At 50.4% G+C, this 12,006-nt stretch carries 17 protein-coding genes; 6 read left to right on the top strand and 11 right to left on the bottom strand.

Going from position 1 to position 12,006, the window contains the following annotated elements:
• Nucleotides 1-171: 171 nt before the first annotated feature.
• Complete coding sequence (locus FCH32_RS23015) at nt 172-726, top strand: gamma carbonic anhydrase family protein (RefSeq protein ID WP_174361581.1); 555 nt, start codon at nt 172-174, stop codon at nt 724-726.
• Here FCH32_RS23015 and FCH32_RS23010 read toward each other — a convergent pair.
• The 6 genes from FCH32_RS23010 to dprA are packed head-to-tail and all read right to left on the bottom strand — an operon-like array spanning nt 702 to nt 4,494.
• Nucleotides 702-959 carry a DUF1488 family protein gene (locus tag FCH32_RS23010; RefSeq protein WP_117344022.1) on the bottom strand — a complete coding sequence of 86 codons (258 nt, stop codon included), beginning with the start codon at nt 957-959 and terminating at the stop codon, nt 702-704. The two genes, FCH32_RS23015 and FCH32_RS23010, sit on opposite strands and share 25 nt — an antisense overlap.
• Nucleotides 956-1,777: a shikimate dehydrogenase gene (aroE, locus tag FCH32_RS23005; protein ID WP_174361580.1), complete on the bottom strand. Its 822-nt coding sequence runs from the start codon at nt 1,775-1,777 to the stop codon at nt 956-958. The genes FCH32_RS23010 and aroE overlap by 4 nt, the downstream gene beginning before the upstream one ends.
• Nucleotide 1,778: 1 nt before the next feature.
• Complete coding sequence (gene tsaC / locus FCH32_RS23000; protein WP_174361579.1) at nt 1,779-2,351, bottom strand: L-threonylcarbamoyladenylate synthase type 1 TsaC; 573 nt, start codon at nt 2,349-2,351, stop codon at nt 1,779-1,781.
• Between the two features lie 4 nt (nt 2,352-2,355).
• The gene (locus FCH32_RS22995) at nt 2,356-2,898 is read right to left on the bottom strand and encodes a DNA topoisomerase family protein (RefSeq protein ID WP_096755443.1); all 543 of its coding nucleotides are present in this window, start codon (nt 2,896-2,898) and stop codon (nt 2,356-2,358) included.
• Between the two features lie 26 nt (nt 2,899-2,924).
• Nucleotides 2,925-3,398, bottom strand: a complete 474-nt coding sequence (gene smg, locus FCH32_RS22990) for a DUF494 family protein Smg (protein WP_003031162.1) — start codon at nt 3,396-3,398, stop codon at nt 2,925-2,927.
• Nucleotides 3,370-4,494: a DNA-protecting protein DprA gene (gene dprA, locus FCH32_RS22985; RefSeq protein ID WP_174361578.1), complete on the bottom strand. Its 1,125-nt coding sequence runs from the start codon at nt 4,492-4,494 to the stop codon at nt 3,370-3,372. The genes smg and dprA overlap by 29 nt, the downstream gene beginning before the upstream one ends.
• A 130-nt stretch (nt 4,495-4,624) precedes the next feature.
• Between dprA and def the strand changes: the two genes are divergently transcribed.
• The 5 genes from def (at nt 4,625) to mscL (ending at nt 9,390) form a co-directional block, all read left to right on the top strand.
• Nucleotides 4,625-5,134 carry a peptide deformylase gene (def, locus tag FCH32_RS22980; RefSeq protein WP_096755441.1) on the top strand — a complete coding sequence of 170 codons (510 nt, stop codon included), beginning with the start codon at nt 4,625-4,627 and terminating at the stop codon, nt 5,132-5,134.
• Between the two features lie 14 nt (nt 5,135-5,148).
• On the top strand, nt 5,149-6,096 hold the full coding sequence (fmt, locus tag FCH32_RS22975) for a methionyl-tRNA formyltransferase (protein WP_174361577.1): 948 nt from the start codon (nt 5,149-5,151) through the stop codon (nt 6,094-6,096).
• 51 nt (nt 6,097-6,147) lie between these two features.
• Nucleotides 6,148-7,437, top strand: a complete 1,290-nt coding sequence (gene rsmB, locus FCH32_RS22970; protein ID WP_096755439.1) for a 16S rRNA (cytosine(967)-C(5))-methyltransferase RsmB — start codon at nt 6,148-6,150, stop codon at nt 7,435-7,437.
• A gap of 21 nt (nt 7,438-7,458) precedes the next feature.
• A complete protein-coding gene (trkA, locus tag FCH32_RS22965; protein WP_096755438.1) occupies nt 7,459-8,835 on the top strand; it encodes a Trk system potassium transporter TrkA in 1,377 nt (458 codons plus the stop codon).
• 141 nt (nt 8,836-8,976) lie between these two features.
• Nucleotides 8,977-9,390: a large-conductance mechanosensitive channel protein MscL gene (gene mscL / locus FCH32_RS22960; RefSeq protein WP_096755437.1), complete on the top strand. Its 414-nt coding sequence runs from the start codon at nt 8,977-8,979 to the stop codon at nt 9,388-9,390.
• Here the strand turns inward: mscL and arfA are convergent.
• The 5 genes from arfA to FCH32_RS22935 form a co-directional block, all read right to left on the bottom strand.
• Nucleotides 9,387-9,605 (bottom strand): alternative ribosome-rescue factor ArfA, encoded by a 219-nt coding sequence (gene arfA / locus FCH32_RS22955; protein WP_096755436.1) that lies wholly within the window; start codon nt 9,603-9,605, stop codon nt 9,387-9,389. The genes mscL and arfA overlap by 4 nt on opposite strands.
• A 57-nt stretch (nt 9,606-9,662) precedes the next feature.
• Complete coding sequence (zntR, locus tag FCH32_RS22950) at nt 9,663-10,088, bottom strand: Zn(2+)-responsive transcriptional regulator (protein ID WP_045448272.1); 426 nt, start codon at nt 10,086-10,088, stop codon at nt 9,663-9,665.
• Nucleotides 10,089-10,098: 10 nt separating this feature from the next.
• Nucleotides 10,099-10,467 carry a DnaJ family domain-containing protein gene (locus FCH32_RS22945; RefSeq protein ID WP_174361576.1) on the bottom strand — a complete coding sequence of 123 codons (369 nt, stop codon included), beginning with the start codon at nt 10,465-10,467 and terminating at the stop codon, nt 10,099-10,101.
• 107 nt (nt 10,468-10,574) lie between these two features.
• Nucleotides 10,575-10,961, bottom strand: a complete 387-nt coding sequence (gene rplQ, locus FCH32_RS22940; protein WP_042395993.1) for a 50S ribosomal protein L17 — start codon at nt 10,959-10,961, stop codon at nt 10,575-10,577.
• 40 nt (nt 10,962-11,001) lie between these two features.
• Nucleotides 11,002-11,991, bottom strand: coding sequence for a DNA-directed RNA polymerase subunit alpha (locus tag FCH32_RS22935; protein ID WP_096755434.1), 990 nt, complete (start codon nt 11,989-11,991; stop codon nt 11,002-11,004).
• Between the last annotated feature and the right edge of the window lie 15 nt (nt 11,992-12,006).

Here is a 12,006-nt window from a genome sequence, read left to right as displayed (position 1 = left end):
TCCCATTTTTTAGCACAAGTGTTTTTTAGATCTTTTTTGCTGAGTGGCTGTTTTTTACCCCTTTCGCTATATTCCTGCACAATATGGCTGATTTTTGATAACTAAATCGCTTGCACAGTCTCGATAATCAAACCAAAGTCTTCATTACTGCTCTATTTTATTGAGGTAAACATGTCTGATGTACTGCGTCCTTATAAGGATCTTTTCCCGCAGATCGGGAAACGCGTGATGATCGACACCAGCAGCGTCATCATTGGTGATGTTCGTCTGGCTGATAATGTTGGGATCTGGCCTCTGGTCGCGATCCGTGGTGACGTGAACTACGTACAAATCGGCACCCGCACAAACATTCAGGACGGTAGCGTGTTACATGTCACGCATAAATCAGCATCTAACCCGCAAGGCAATCCACTAATCGTGGGCGAGGATGTCACCGTGGGCCATAAAGTCATGCTGCACGGCTGCGTCATTGGCAACCGCGTTTTGGTCGGTATGGGATCGATCCTGCTGGACGGTGTCGTAGTAGAAGATGACGTAATGATTGGCGCGGGAAGTTTGGTTCCGCAAAACAAACGCCTGGAGAGCGGGTATCTGTACCTGGGCAGCCCGGTTAAACAGATCCGCCCACTCAGCGATGAAGAAAAAGCGGGTCTGCAGTATTCAGCTAACAACTATGTGAAATGGAAAGACGAGTATTTGAGTCAGGATAACCAAACCCAACCGTGAGCATCTTCTTGCTGAGCCTGGATCAATGCTTCGGCTTCATCTTCCAGATCCCAGCGATGCTCCCGAAAAATTTCCATCCACTGTTCAGGCGTGTTGCCGCCAAAGCGACGCGCCAACACCTCTCCGTTGATGGCGCATGTTAGCTGCATACCCTGAACCATCGCCGGGAAAACGACAGCATCTATATCTGACTTCCATTCTTCTCTATCGGGAAACTGGATAGCCTGGTTCACACGGACAGTTCCTGTTGCAGCTGTTTAATGACGGGTTCCGTCTTCGGCAATACGCCATGCCAGAGTAAAACGGCATGCGCCGCCTGCCCTACCAACATTCCCAACCCATCAGCACAATGTTTTGCTCCCTGTAATGCGCACCAGGACAAGAACGGCGTATTCCCTTTCTGATAAAACATGTCGTAGCAATAAACAGAAGCGTTGATCAGTGATGTAGGGATAGCCGGAATATCCCCGCTAATCCCACTGGAGGTCGCATTAATAATGAGATCGAAGGTGTTATTCTCAAGCTCATCAAATCCCACGGCCTGAACGCTACCGGTATGGGAAAAGATCTGAGCCAGTTCTTCTGCACGCGAAGCGGTACGGTTTACGATGGCCACCGCACAATCCATAGAAAGAAGAGGGAGTAATACCCCGCGGGATGCCCCACCAGCCCCAATAAGTAAAATACGCGATCCGGGACGAATAAAAGCTAAACGTTCAAGATCGCTTAATAAACCAATACCATCGGTGTTATCCCCAAGTAAGCGTCCATCTTCCAAACGCTTAAGCGTGTTAACCGCCCCGGCAAGCGATGCCCGTTCTGTTAATTCATCAGCCCGCGCAAATGCCTCTTCTTTAAAAGGAACCGTAATATTCGCCCCTTTACCGCCCTCTGCAAAGAAGGTGTTCAGCGTATTCACAAAATTATTGATTGGCGCCAGCACCCGTCCATAGGTGTGATCGATATTCAGCTGCTCTGCAAATTGCTGATGAATAAAAGGCGATTTGCTGTGCGCGATTGGATTGCCAAAAACAGCATAGGCTTCTTTCATATTACCCCTGTCGAAATTGTTCACCCGTCAAGGCATCACGGATTTCCGAAGGATTTAAACGCCCCCCGGTATCACCTTCGACAACGGGGAAATCTATACCAAACTGCACGCGTACTTCCTCTACCGTCCTGCAAGGGGGTAGACCACTCAAATTAGCACTGGTAGAAACTAACGGTTTGCCATAAGCCTGGCACAACGCAACCACCAGCGGATGATCCGTGACGCGCACGGCCAGCGAATCAAAACGGCCGGTTAACCAACGTGGTGTCGTTATCGCTGCCGGAAACACAAAGGTAACGGGACCTGGCCAGCACGCGAAAATAGCATCACGTTGGGCATCAGTGAGCATGCTGTCATCAATATACGGCTTGAGTTGGTCAAAATTTGCCGCAATTAAAATCAAGCCTTTATCAATTGGTCGTTGTTTTAGTTCCAACAGACGAGTAACAGCCATTTCGCTATCTGGGTCACAGCCGACGCCGAAAACAGCTTCTGTTGGATAAGCGATGACTTTATCTTGTTTCAGAACCGCTATCGCAGCAGCGATGGGATCTGTGGGCAGGTTATTATTCACTTTTTTATTCCGCCGAGACCGGCTTTCCACATTGTTTACTGGCACAAAAGTGTTTCACACCCTGTGCGGTTTTCTTTTCGATGAGAAGTGGATAGTGACACTCAGGACACTCTCCAGCCAGAGGTTTGAAGTTGATGACAAACTGACACTCAGGATAGCGATCGCAGGAGTAAAAAGTTTTGCCATAACGGGAACGCCGCTGGACCAACTGGCCTGTCCGGCATTGAGGGCAAACAATCGCCGTTTCATCTGGTTTGTCGATAAGTTCAGTATGGTCACATGCCGGGTAATCGCTACACCCAATAAACATACCGAATCGTCCCTGCCTCAGCACCAGCTCAGCACCGCACTCAGGACAAAACTTACCCTCCAGAACTTTGACAATATGTCCGTCCGCAGAGGATTTTAGCGGACGGACATAGTCGCATTCCGGATACTGTGAACAACCGAGAAACGGGCCATGTTTCCCAGAGCGAATAACCAGTTCAGCCCCGCATTGTGGGCAGGGCTCGTTTTTACGCACCGCAAACAGTGCTGATTTAGCCATAACAACTCATGCTGAATGAAGATTGATTAATGCAGCATACCTTCATTCACTTCAAAGAGTAATTCTTCCATTTGCTGATACGCATTTTCACAACCGGGAATGTTGAATAAAACCATCAGGATCACCCACTTCAGGTCTTCCAGATCGAATTCTGCTGTATCCAGCGCGAGTACACGCTCAATCACCATTTCTCGCGTTTCGAGGTTTAGCACCTGGATCTGCTCCAGGAATAATAAGAACCCCCGACAACTCGCATCCAGGCGATCGCACTCTTCCGCCGTATAAATACGAATAGACAGAGGGTCAGATGCAAGCTGCATAGGTTCGGCAAGGCCATCCTGATAATCAGCCAGTTTTTCCAGCCACAGTAACGCGTTGTAGATGTCTTCACGATCAAAACCAGCGTCGGTAAGATCCCGTTCCAGTTTGTCCTGATCCACACGCAGCTCCGCTTCGTTATGGATATATGTCTCAAACAAATACATTAGTACGTCGAACATGGCATGCCCTCCTCAATCGGACATAGCCGCCGGGTACAGCTGCGATCCATCCTGCTAACTCCAGTTCGAGTAGCTGAGCCACTACCTCTGGCACAGGTTGGCCGGCACGTTCAGCGACGACGTCAACAGGTGTTACCTCATCTCCTACGTTAGCCAGGAGCTCAGGAAATGGCAATGCCACCTCTTCGTGATCTGGTGAATAAATTGAATTTTCAGGTTCATCTGGCACCCAATGTAAACCGTATTGCAAATTCTCCAGAATATCTTCTGGAGCCGTAACCAACGTCGCTCCTTGCTTAATGAGCCAATGTGGCCCCTCACAACCTGGGTTCCCTATTGGCCCTGGTAACGCAAAAACGTCCCGTCCTTGCTCCAGGGCACAACGCGCAGTCACCAGCGAACCGCTACGCTGAGCGGCCTCAATCACTAGTACGCCTTTGCTTAAGCCACTGATAATACGATTTCGTCGCGGAAAATTGCGCGGTAGAGGAAGCATATCCAAAGGGAACTCAGACACCAGCGCGCCTCCGGCCTCAATCAGACGTTCGGCAAGATGCGCGTGCCGCCGTGGATGAATGGTTTCCAGGCCGTTCCCCAGCACGGCGATACTGGTTCTATTCATATTTACCGCCGCGTTGTGCGCGACGCCATCGATCCCCCGTGCCAGCCCGCTGGTGATTGTCACACCGCAAGCGGCAAGCCTCTCACAGAATAATCGCCCCCAGCGCTCTCCATACCAGGAATGTTGCCGGCTCCCCACAACAGCGACCTGAAAAGAGTGTAAACAATCGGGATCGCCAACAATAAAGAGGAGTCCCGGGTAATCTTCAGTGGCGCGAAGCTGCGGCGGATAACGTTCGCTATCGGCAAAAACGACATGGTGATGCGGTAACTCCAGCCAGCGCAGCGTTTTTTCCAATTCAATGTCGGAAAAGCTTAAAAAACGTGCGGCCTGGCGGGGAGAGAATCCTGCATACTGGAGTATCGTTTTGTTAATACACGGTTGAGCAATAAGCCAGTGAGCAATGCGCACCATCTCATCACCATAAAGTTCACATACTCGTGCTAAACGTAACCAAATTTCGGTGTGGGTCATCCCTTTTCCCCCTGCCACAAGCAGTCATAGCAATCTTTGCGATTGGTCACTGATGCTGTCAATCAGAAGGGGTTTTGTCTAGAATAGAGGTAATAATCTTTCCAACTCCTGAACACAACTCTGGATAACTATGTCAGTTTTGCAAGTGTTACATATCCCGGACGAGCGTCTTCGCAAAATCGCAAAACCGGTTGAAGAAGTGAATGCAGAAATTCAGCGTATCGTCGATGATATGTTCGAGACGATGTACGCCGAAGAAGGTATTGGCCTGGCGGCAACGCAGGTTGATATTCATCAGCGCATCATTGTTATTGATATCTCTGAAAATCGCGATGAGCGCCTGGTGTTGATCAACCCTGAGCTACTGGAAAAAGACGGTGAAACCGGCATTGAAGAAGGTTGCCTGTCTATTCCCGAACAGCGAGCATTAGTACCGCGCGCTGAGAAAGTAAAAATTCGCGCACTCGATCGTGAGGGTAACCCCTTTGAACTGGAAGCCGATGGCCTGTTAGCGATCTGCATTCAACACGAAATGGATCACCTGGTCGGTAAATTGTTTATTGATTATCTGTCGCCGTTGAAACAACAACGCATTCGTCAGAAAGTTGAAAAACTTGACCGCCTGAACGCCCGACCTTAAGGACAAGAATCAACGTGTCAGACTCACTACGTATTATTTTTGCGGGTACACCTGACTTTGCAGCGCGTCATCTCGACGCGCTGCTGTCTTCTGGACATAACGTCGTCGGCGTATTTACCCAACCGGATCGCCCAGCAGGACGTGGTAAAAAGCTGATGCCCAGCCCGGTAAAAGTGCTGGCCGAAGAAAAAGGGTTACCGGTTTTTCAGCCCGTCTCTCTTCGTCCTCAGGAAAACCAGCAGTTAGTTGCTGACCTGCGCGCAGATGTAATGGTGGTAGTGGCATATGGCCTTATTCTGCCAAAAGCCGTGCTGGACATGCCGCGCTTGGGATGCATCAACGTCCATGGTTCCCTGCTTCCTCGCTGGCGCGGCGCGGCACCCATCCAACGTTCACTGTGGGCTGGCGATACCGAAACCGGCGTCACCATCATGCAGATGGATGTCGGTCTGGATACCGGCGATATGCTACACAAACTCTCTTGCCCAATCACCACTGAAGACACCAGCGCCAGCCTCTACAATAAGTTAGCCGAACTCGGCCCACAGGGACTGCTGCACACACTGCACCTGTTGGCAACGGGCACCGCGAAACCTGAAGTCCAGGATGAATCGCTGGTGAGCTATGCCGAGAAGCTAAGTAAAGAAGAAGCCCGCATGGACTGGACGCTTAGTGCCGTTCAGCTGGAGCGCTGCATTCGCGCCTTTAATCCATGGCCGATGAGTTACATCGTCATTGATGAGCAGCCGGTCAAAATCTGGCAGGCCACGGTGATTGATAAACCTGCAGGTGCCGAACCAGGAACGATTCTGGAAGCAACCCGCCAGGGTATTCAGATTGCGACAGGCGATGGCATCCTGAATCTCATCTCTTTGCAGCCAGCCGGTAAAAAAGCCATGAGCGCGCAGGACCTGTTGAATTCACGCCGGGAATGGTTCGTTCCTGGAAACCGTCTGCTCTGACGGTTCATCTCTTAAAGCCCGGCATCTCCGGGCATTTTTATTTTTGCGGTTATGAAAAAAAATCTAAATTTACGCAGTATGGCGGCGCAGGCCGTCGAACAGGTTGTCGAAAAGGGGCAGTCGCTAAGCAATGTGCTACCTGCCATGCAGCAGAAAGTTGCCGATAAAGATAAGGCGCTGTTACAGGAACTTTGCTTCGGCGTATTGCGCACCCTCTCCCAACTTGAGTGGATGATCAAACAGCTGATGGAACGCCCGATGACGGGCAAACAGCGCACGGTCCACTACCTGATCATGGTCGGTTTCTACCAACTACTGCATACCCGTATCCCTCCTCATGCTGCATTAGCTGAAACAGTGGAAGGCGCGGTCGTGATCAAACGCCAGCAGTTGAAAGGCCTGATTAACGGCGTACTACGCCAGTTTCAGCGCCGCCAGGACGAACTGTTAACCGAGTTTGCACAAAGCGAACTGCGCTTCTTACACCCATCCTGGTTAGTAAAACGCATTAAGAATGCTTATCCACAGCAGTGGGAAACCATTCTTGCGGCTAATAACCAGCGTCCGCCAATGTGGCTACGCGTTAACCGTAACCACCACTCGCGCGACGCGTGGCTAGCATTGCTGGCGGAAAGTGGTCTTACCGGCTTCCCACACCCGGATTACCCGGATGCTGTGCGTCTGGAAACCCCAGTGTCAGTTCTGGCATTGCCCGGCTTCGAGCAGGGATGGGTAACCGTCCAGGACGCTTCCGCTCAAGGATGCGTAAGCTATCTGCAGCCGAAGAACGGTGAACAGATCCTCGATTTATGTGCAGCGCCAGGTGGAAAGACGACACATATTCTGGAAGTTGCTCCGAATGCAAATGTAATGGCGGTCGACGTAGACGAAAAACGTCTGTCACGCGTCTACGACAACCTGAAGCGTTTGGGCATGAAGGCCACCGTCAAGCAGGGCGATGGTCGTTTTCCACAACAATGGTGTGGCGAACAGCAGTTCGATCGTATTCTGCTGGATGCTCCATGCTCAGCCACTGGGGTCATTCGTCGCCATCCGGATATTAAATGGCTGCGCCGTGACCGGGATATCACCGAGCTTGCCCAACTACAGGCAGAGATCCTGAATGCGACTTGGGCGCATCTGAAGCCGGGCGGCACGCTGGTTTATGCAACCTGTTCTATTCTGCCTGAAGAGAACCAGCAGCAGATTGCGGCCTTCCTGACGCGTACGCCAAACGCGGTATTAAGCGAAACCGGCACACCTGAGCAACCAGGCCGCCAGAATTTACCGAGTGCAGAAGAAGGTGATGGCTTCTTTTACGCTAAGCTAATCAAAAAGTGATGAGATAACGGGTCGCGACTGATGAAAATTATCATTCTGGGCGCAGGGCAAGTTGGTGGTACGTTGGCTGAAAACCTGGTCGGCGAGAACAACGATATCACGGTAGTCGATACCAACGGTGAACGCTTGCGCAGCCTGCAGGACAAGTTCGACCTCCGCGTTGTGCAGGGGCATGGCTCTCATCCCCGCGTACTGCGCGAAGCTGGCGCCGACGACGCCGATATGCTGGTCGCCGTGACCAGCTCTGATGAGACCAATATGGTCGCCTGTCAGGTCGCTTATTCGCTCTTCAATACGCCTAATCGTATCGCACGTATTCGGTCACCGGATTATGTGCGCGATGCCGATAAACTCTTCCACTCCGAAGCGGTACCTATCGATCACCTCATTGCCCCAGAGCAACTGGTTATCGACAGCATCTACCGGCTGATTGAATATCCTGGTGCCCTGCAGGTGGTGAATTTTGCCGAAGGTAAAGTCAGTCTCGCAGTGGTTAAAGCCTATTATGGCGGTCCACTGATCGGTAACGCACTGTCGACTATGCGCGAGCATATGCCGCATATCGATACCCGCGTTGCGGCAATTTTCCGCCATGACAGACCTATTCGCCCGCAGGGCTCTACCATCGTGGAAGCGGGTGACGAAGTATTCTTTATTGCAGCGTCACAACATATTCGCGCAGTGATGAGCGAACTGCAGCGTCTGGAAAAACCCTACAAGCGCATCATGCTTGTAGGCGGCGGTAATATCGGTGCCGGACTCGCTCGGCGGCTGGAAAAGGATTACAGCGTTAAGTTGATCGAGCGCGATCAGCAACGAGCTTCAGAGCTTGCTGAAAAGTTACAAAATACGATCGTCTTTTTTGGCGATGCTTCGGATCAAGAACTGCTCGCCGAAGAGCATATTGATCAGGTTGATCTGTTTATTGCCGTCACTAACGATGACGAAGCTAACATCATGTCGGCAATGCTGGCTAAACGTATGGGCGCCAAGAAAGTAATGGTGCTGATTCAACGTAAGGCGTACGTTGATCTGGTGCAGGGCAGCGTGATTGATATTGCCATTTCACCACAGCAAGCAACGATCTCTGCATTGCTCAGCCACGTCCGTAAAGCAGATATCGTCGGCGTTTCTTCGTTGCGCCGTGGTGTGGCAGAAGCCATCGAAGCTGTCGCGCACGGAGATGAAACAACATCCCGGGTTGTCGGCCGTGCAATTGACGAGATTAAGCTGCCGCCAGGAACAATCATTGGCGCCGTTGTTCGGGGTAATGACGTAATGATCGCTAATGACAACTTGCGTATTGAGCAGGGTGATCACGTCATTATGTTCCTGACCGATAAAAAATTTATTACCGATGTCGAACGTTTATTCCAGCCAAGTCCCTTCTTTCTGTAATTATGGGGGTGCTAGTACAGCACCCTTTTTATTTCCCCTTATTTTTCATGGTCTAATAAATTCCCCAGTCAGCAATACATAAATGGAAATTGTCTTAACATTTGTTAGACTTATAAACGTCAGCTGCATAGGGAGAATAAAATGAGCATTATTAAAGAATTTCGCGAATTCGCGATGCGCGGGAATGTTGTAGATTTAGCAGTGGGTGTCATTATTGGTGCGGCATTCGGTAAGATTGTTTCGTCACTGGTTGCCGACATCATCATGCCACCACTGGGCTTGTTAATTGGTGGGATTGATTTTAAACAGTTTGCCTTAACGTTACGCGACGCGCAGGGAGATATCCCGGCGGTCGTGATGCACTACGGTGTGTTTATTCAGAATGTGTTTGATTTCATTATTGTTGCCTTTGCTATCTTTATGGCCATCAAGCTAATCAACAGACTGAATCGCAAAAAGGCTGAAGAGCCAACAGCACCGCCAGCCCCATCAAAAGAAGAGGTGTTGCTGAGTGAAATACGTGACCTGCTGAAAGAACAAAATAACCGTTCTTAAGCACTCACTGAAACAAGAAGGCCAGTGGTAAAAAAGTGATTCACTTTCTTGCCACTGGCCTCCCAGTTACCCCGATTTCCTTGTTTACCTTTACGCTGATAACTTCCTTTTCCTTTCTTATTTTTCTCAACCCGCTGTCTGAATAGCGGGTCATGCAATAGTGCTTCAATGGCGTTGTCCTTTATCTGCCCTTTGGTGTGCTGATAACGACTCATAATCTCTCCAGTGTGTAATAATTTACGCCGCGAGTGTAGATCTGACCGTTCAATAAATCAACAGCCTGATTTTGTTCCGCTAGCGCCTTGCTCAAGTGCCTCAAGAATAGAGCAGTAAACGCTGCTATGCGCCATGCCGCAGCATGCATCGTTCAATCGCTGTAGCGAGCGCTGCATTGTCTGAAGCTCAGCAATTCGGGCTTCAACCTCTTTTAATCTTTCCTGAACAATTCCCTTAGACTCCTGGCAGGTATGGTGCTCAGGATCGATACGGATCGAGAGTAACTCGCGGATCGACTCCAGAGTAAAACCAAGCTGTCGTGCATAACGAATAAATTTAAGACGTTGAAGATCGCTTTCGGTATAGAGTCGAAATCCACCTTCAGTGCGTACTTCATGCTCCATCATTTGCTGCTTTTCATAGTAGCGGATGGTATCTGGCGTGACTTCAGCCAGTTTAGCTAATTCGCCAATACGATACATGGTACCTCCGCTAATCATCACTAATCCGATGCAGAAGTTTTTCTGCATATTCCCCACGCAAAAACTCGGTGCTGAGTCCAGCCTGTCGAAATTTAAGTTCAAGGAGCGAAAGACGTCGACTTACCTCCTCATACTGAACCTCATCTTTACGAATTCCTGCAAGGATATCAAGCAGACGAATTGCTTCTCTGCGCAGCTCAAGTTCGGGAGGAAGGCAACCCGAATTTTTTAATAGCCTGTAGCCGGCTCGCAGTTCCGGTGGAATATGAGAATCATCATCCAGAGCAAGCGGCTCACCGGAACCCGGTAAATCATCAAACTCGCCTTTGGCCTGCGCGTCATTAATATGGCGCTCTGCCCACTGGTCCAGTAACCACATACAGTGCTCCAGGAGGTGAACAAAAAAAGTACAGTTCGTATAGATAGGTTGGGGTGCTTCGGATATAAAAAAACCCGCCGGGGCGGGTTTTTTTACGTTACTACAGATTACTCTGCAGCAGCTTCTGCTTGCGATTCAGAGCGATCAACCAGCTCGATGTATGCCATCGGCGCATTGTCGCCTGCACGGAAGCCACACTTCAGAATGCGAGTGTAACCACCGGCGCGGCTCGCGAAACGCGGGCCCAGCTCGTTAAACAGTTTTGCCACGATCTCGTTATCACGAGTACGGGCGAATGCCAGACGACGATTAGCTACGCTATCAGTCTTGGCAAGAGTAATCAGCGGCTCAACTACGCGGCGCAGCTCTTTCGCTTTAGGCAGGGTCGTCTTGATGATCTCATGACGAACCAGTGAACCTGCCATATTGCGGAACATAGCCTGGCGATGGCTGCTGTTGCGGTTCAGTTGACGACCACTCTTACGATGGCGCATGACCTTATCCTTCTCAGTAAAACCTTAACCTGTGATCCGGTTACTCGTCAGCGATGCTTGCCGGTGGCCAGTTTTCCAGGCGCATGCCCAGAGACAGTCCACGGGAAGCCAGCACGTCTTTAATCTCAGTAAGAGATTTTTTACCAAGGTTAGGCGTCTTAAGAAGCTCAACCTCAGTACGCTGTACCAGATCACCGATATAGTGGATAGCTTCTGCTTTGAGGCAGTTAGCAGAGCGGACAGTCAATTCCAGATCGTCAACAGGGCGCAGCAGGATCGGATCGAATTCTGGTTTCTCTTCTTTAACTTCCGGCTGACGTACATCACGTAAATCAACGAAAGCTTCAAGTTGTTCTGCCAGAATGGTTGCCGCACGACGAATCGCCTCTTCAGGATCGATTGTGCCGTTGGTTTCCATTTCGATGACCAGCTTGTCCAGGTCGGTACGCTGTTCTACACGCGCAGCTTCAACATTGTAGGCAATACGCTCTACAGGGCTGTAGCAGGCGTCGACCAGCAGACGGCCGATTGGGCGCTCATCTTCTTCCGAATGAATTCGGGTAGAAGCCGGCACATAACCACGACCGCGCTGAACTTTGATACGCATGCTAATAGATGCGTTCTCATCGGTCAGGTGGCAGATCACGTGCTGTGGCTTGACGATTTCGACATCACCATCATGGGTGATATCGGCTGCAGTCACAGGGCCAATGCCAGATTTATTCAAGGTAAGAATAACGTCATCTTTACCCTGAACTCTCACCGCCAGCCCTTTCAGGTTGAGCAGGATTTCCAGGATATCTTCCTGAACGCCTTCTTTGGTGCTGTACTCATGTAGTACACCATCAATCTCAACCTCGGTCACCGCACAACCCGGCATCGATGAGAGCAGAATACGGCGCAGTGCGTTACCCAAAGTATGGCCAAAGCCACGCTCTAAAGGCTCAAGGGTCACCTTGGCGTGCGTCGAACTCAGTTGCTCGATATCTACCAGGCGCGGTTTTAGAAACTCTGTCACAGAACCCTGCATTGTGTCCTCTCTTTG

Origin of the sequence: Citrobacter gillenii (assembly GCF_013337685.1) — a bacterium.
Taxonomy (GTDB): domain Bacteria; phylum Pseudomonadota; class Gammaproteobacteria; order Enterobacterales; family Enterobacteriaceae; genus Citrobacter; species Citrobacter gillenii.
Note: the sequence above shows the minus strand (reverse complement) of the source record. Positions and strands in the feature narration are given on the sequence as shown.

Coding starts and splice junctions, on each gene's coding strand:
- FCH32_RS22945 (WP_174361576.1), bottom strand. CDS start 10,467: ATGTGGTTACTGGACCAGTGGGCAGAGCGCCATATTAATGACGCGCAG.
- FCH32_RS22995 (WP_096755443.1), bottom strand. CDS start 2,898: ATGGCTAAATCAGCACTGTTTGCGGTGCGTAAAAACGAGCCCTGCCCA.
- zntR (WP_045448272.1), bottom strand. CDS start 10,088: ATGTATCGTATTGGCGAATTAGCTAAACTGGCTGAAGTCACGCCAGAT.
- FCH32_RS22935 (WP_096755434.1), bottom strand. CDS start 11,991: ATGCAGGGTTCTGTGACAGAGTTTCTAAAACCGCGCCTGGTAGATATC.
- dprA (WP_174361578.1), bottom strand. CDS start 4,494: ATGACCCACACCGAAATTTGGTTACGTTTAGCACGAGTATGTGAACTT.
- aroE (WP_174361580.1), bottom strand. CDS start 1,777: ATGAAAGAAGCCTATGCTGTTTTTGGCAATCCAATCGCGCACAGCAAA.
- rsmB (WP_096755439.1), top strand. CDS start 6,148: ATGAAAAAAAATCTAAATTTACGCAGTATGGCGGCGCAGGCCGTCGAA.
- mscL (WP_096755437.1), top strand. CDS start 8,977: ATGAGCATTATTAAAGAATTTCGCGAATTCGCGATGCGCGGGAATGTT.
- rplQ (WP_042395993.1), bottom strand. CDS start 10,961: ATGCGCCATCGTAAGAGTGGTCGTCAACTGAACCGCAACAGCAGCCAT.
- FCH32_RS23015 (WP_174361581.1), top strand. CDS start 172: ATGTCTGATGTACTGCGTCCTTATAAGGATCTTTTCCCGCAGATCGGG.
- smg (WP_003031162.1), bottom strand. CDS start 3,398: ATGTTCGACGTACTAATGTATTTGTTTGAGACATATATCCATAACGAA.
- def (WP_096755441.1), top strand. CDS start 4,625: ATGTCAGTTTTGCAAGTGTTACATATCCCGGACGAGCGTCTTCGCAAA.
- trkA (WP_096755438.1), top strand. CDS start 7,459: ATGAAAATTATCATTCTGGGCGCAGGGCAAGTTGGTGGTACGTTGGCT.
- arfA (WP_096755436.1), bottom strand. CDS start 9,605: ATGAGTCGTTATCAGCACACCAAAGGGCAGATAAAGGACAACGCCATT.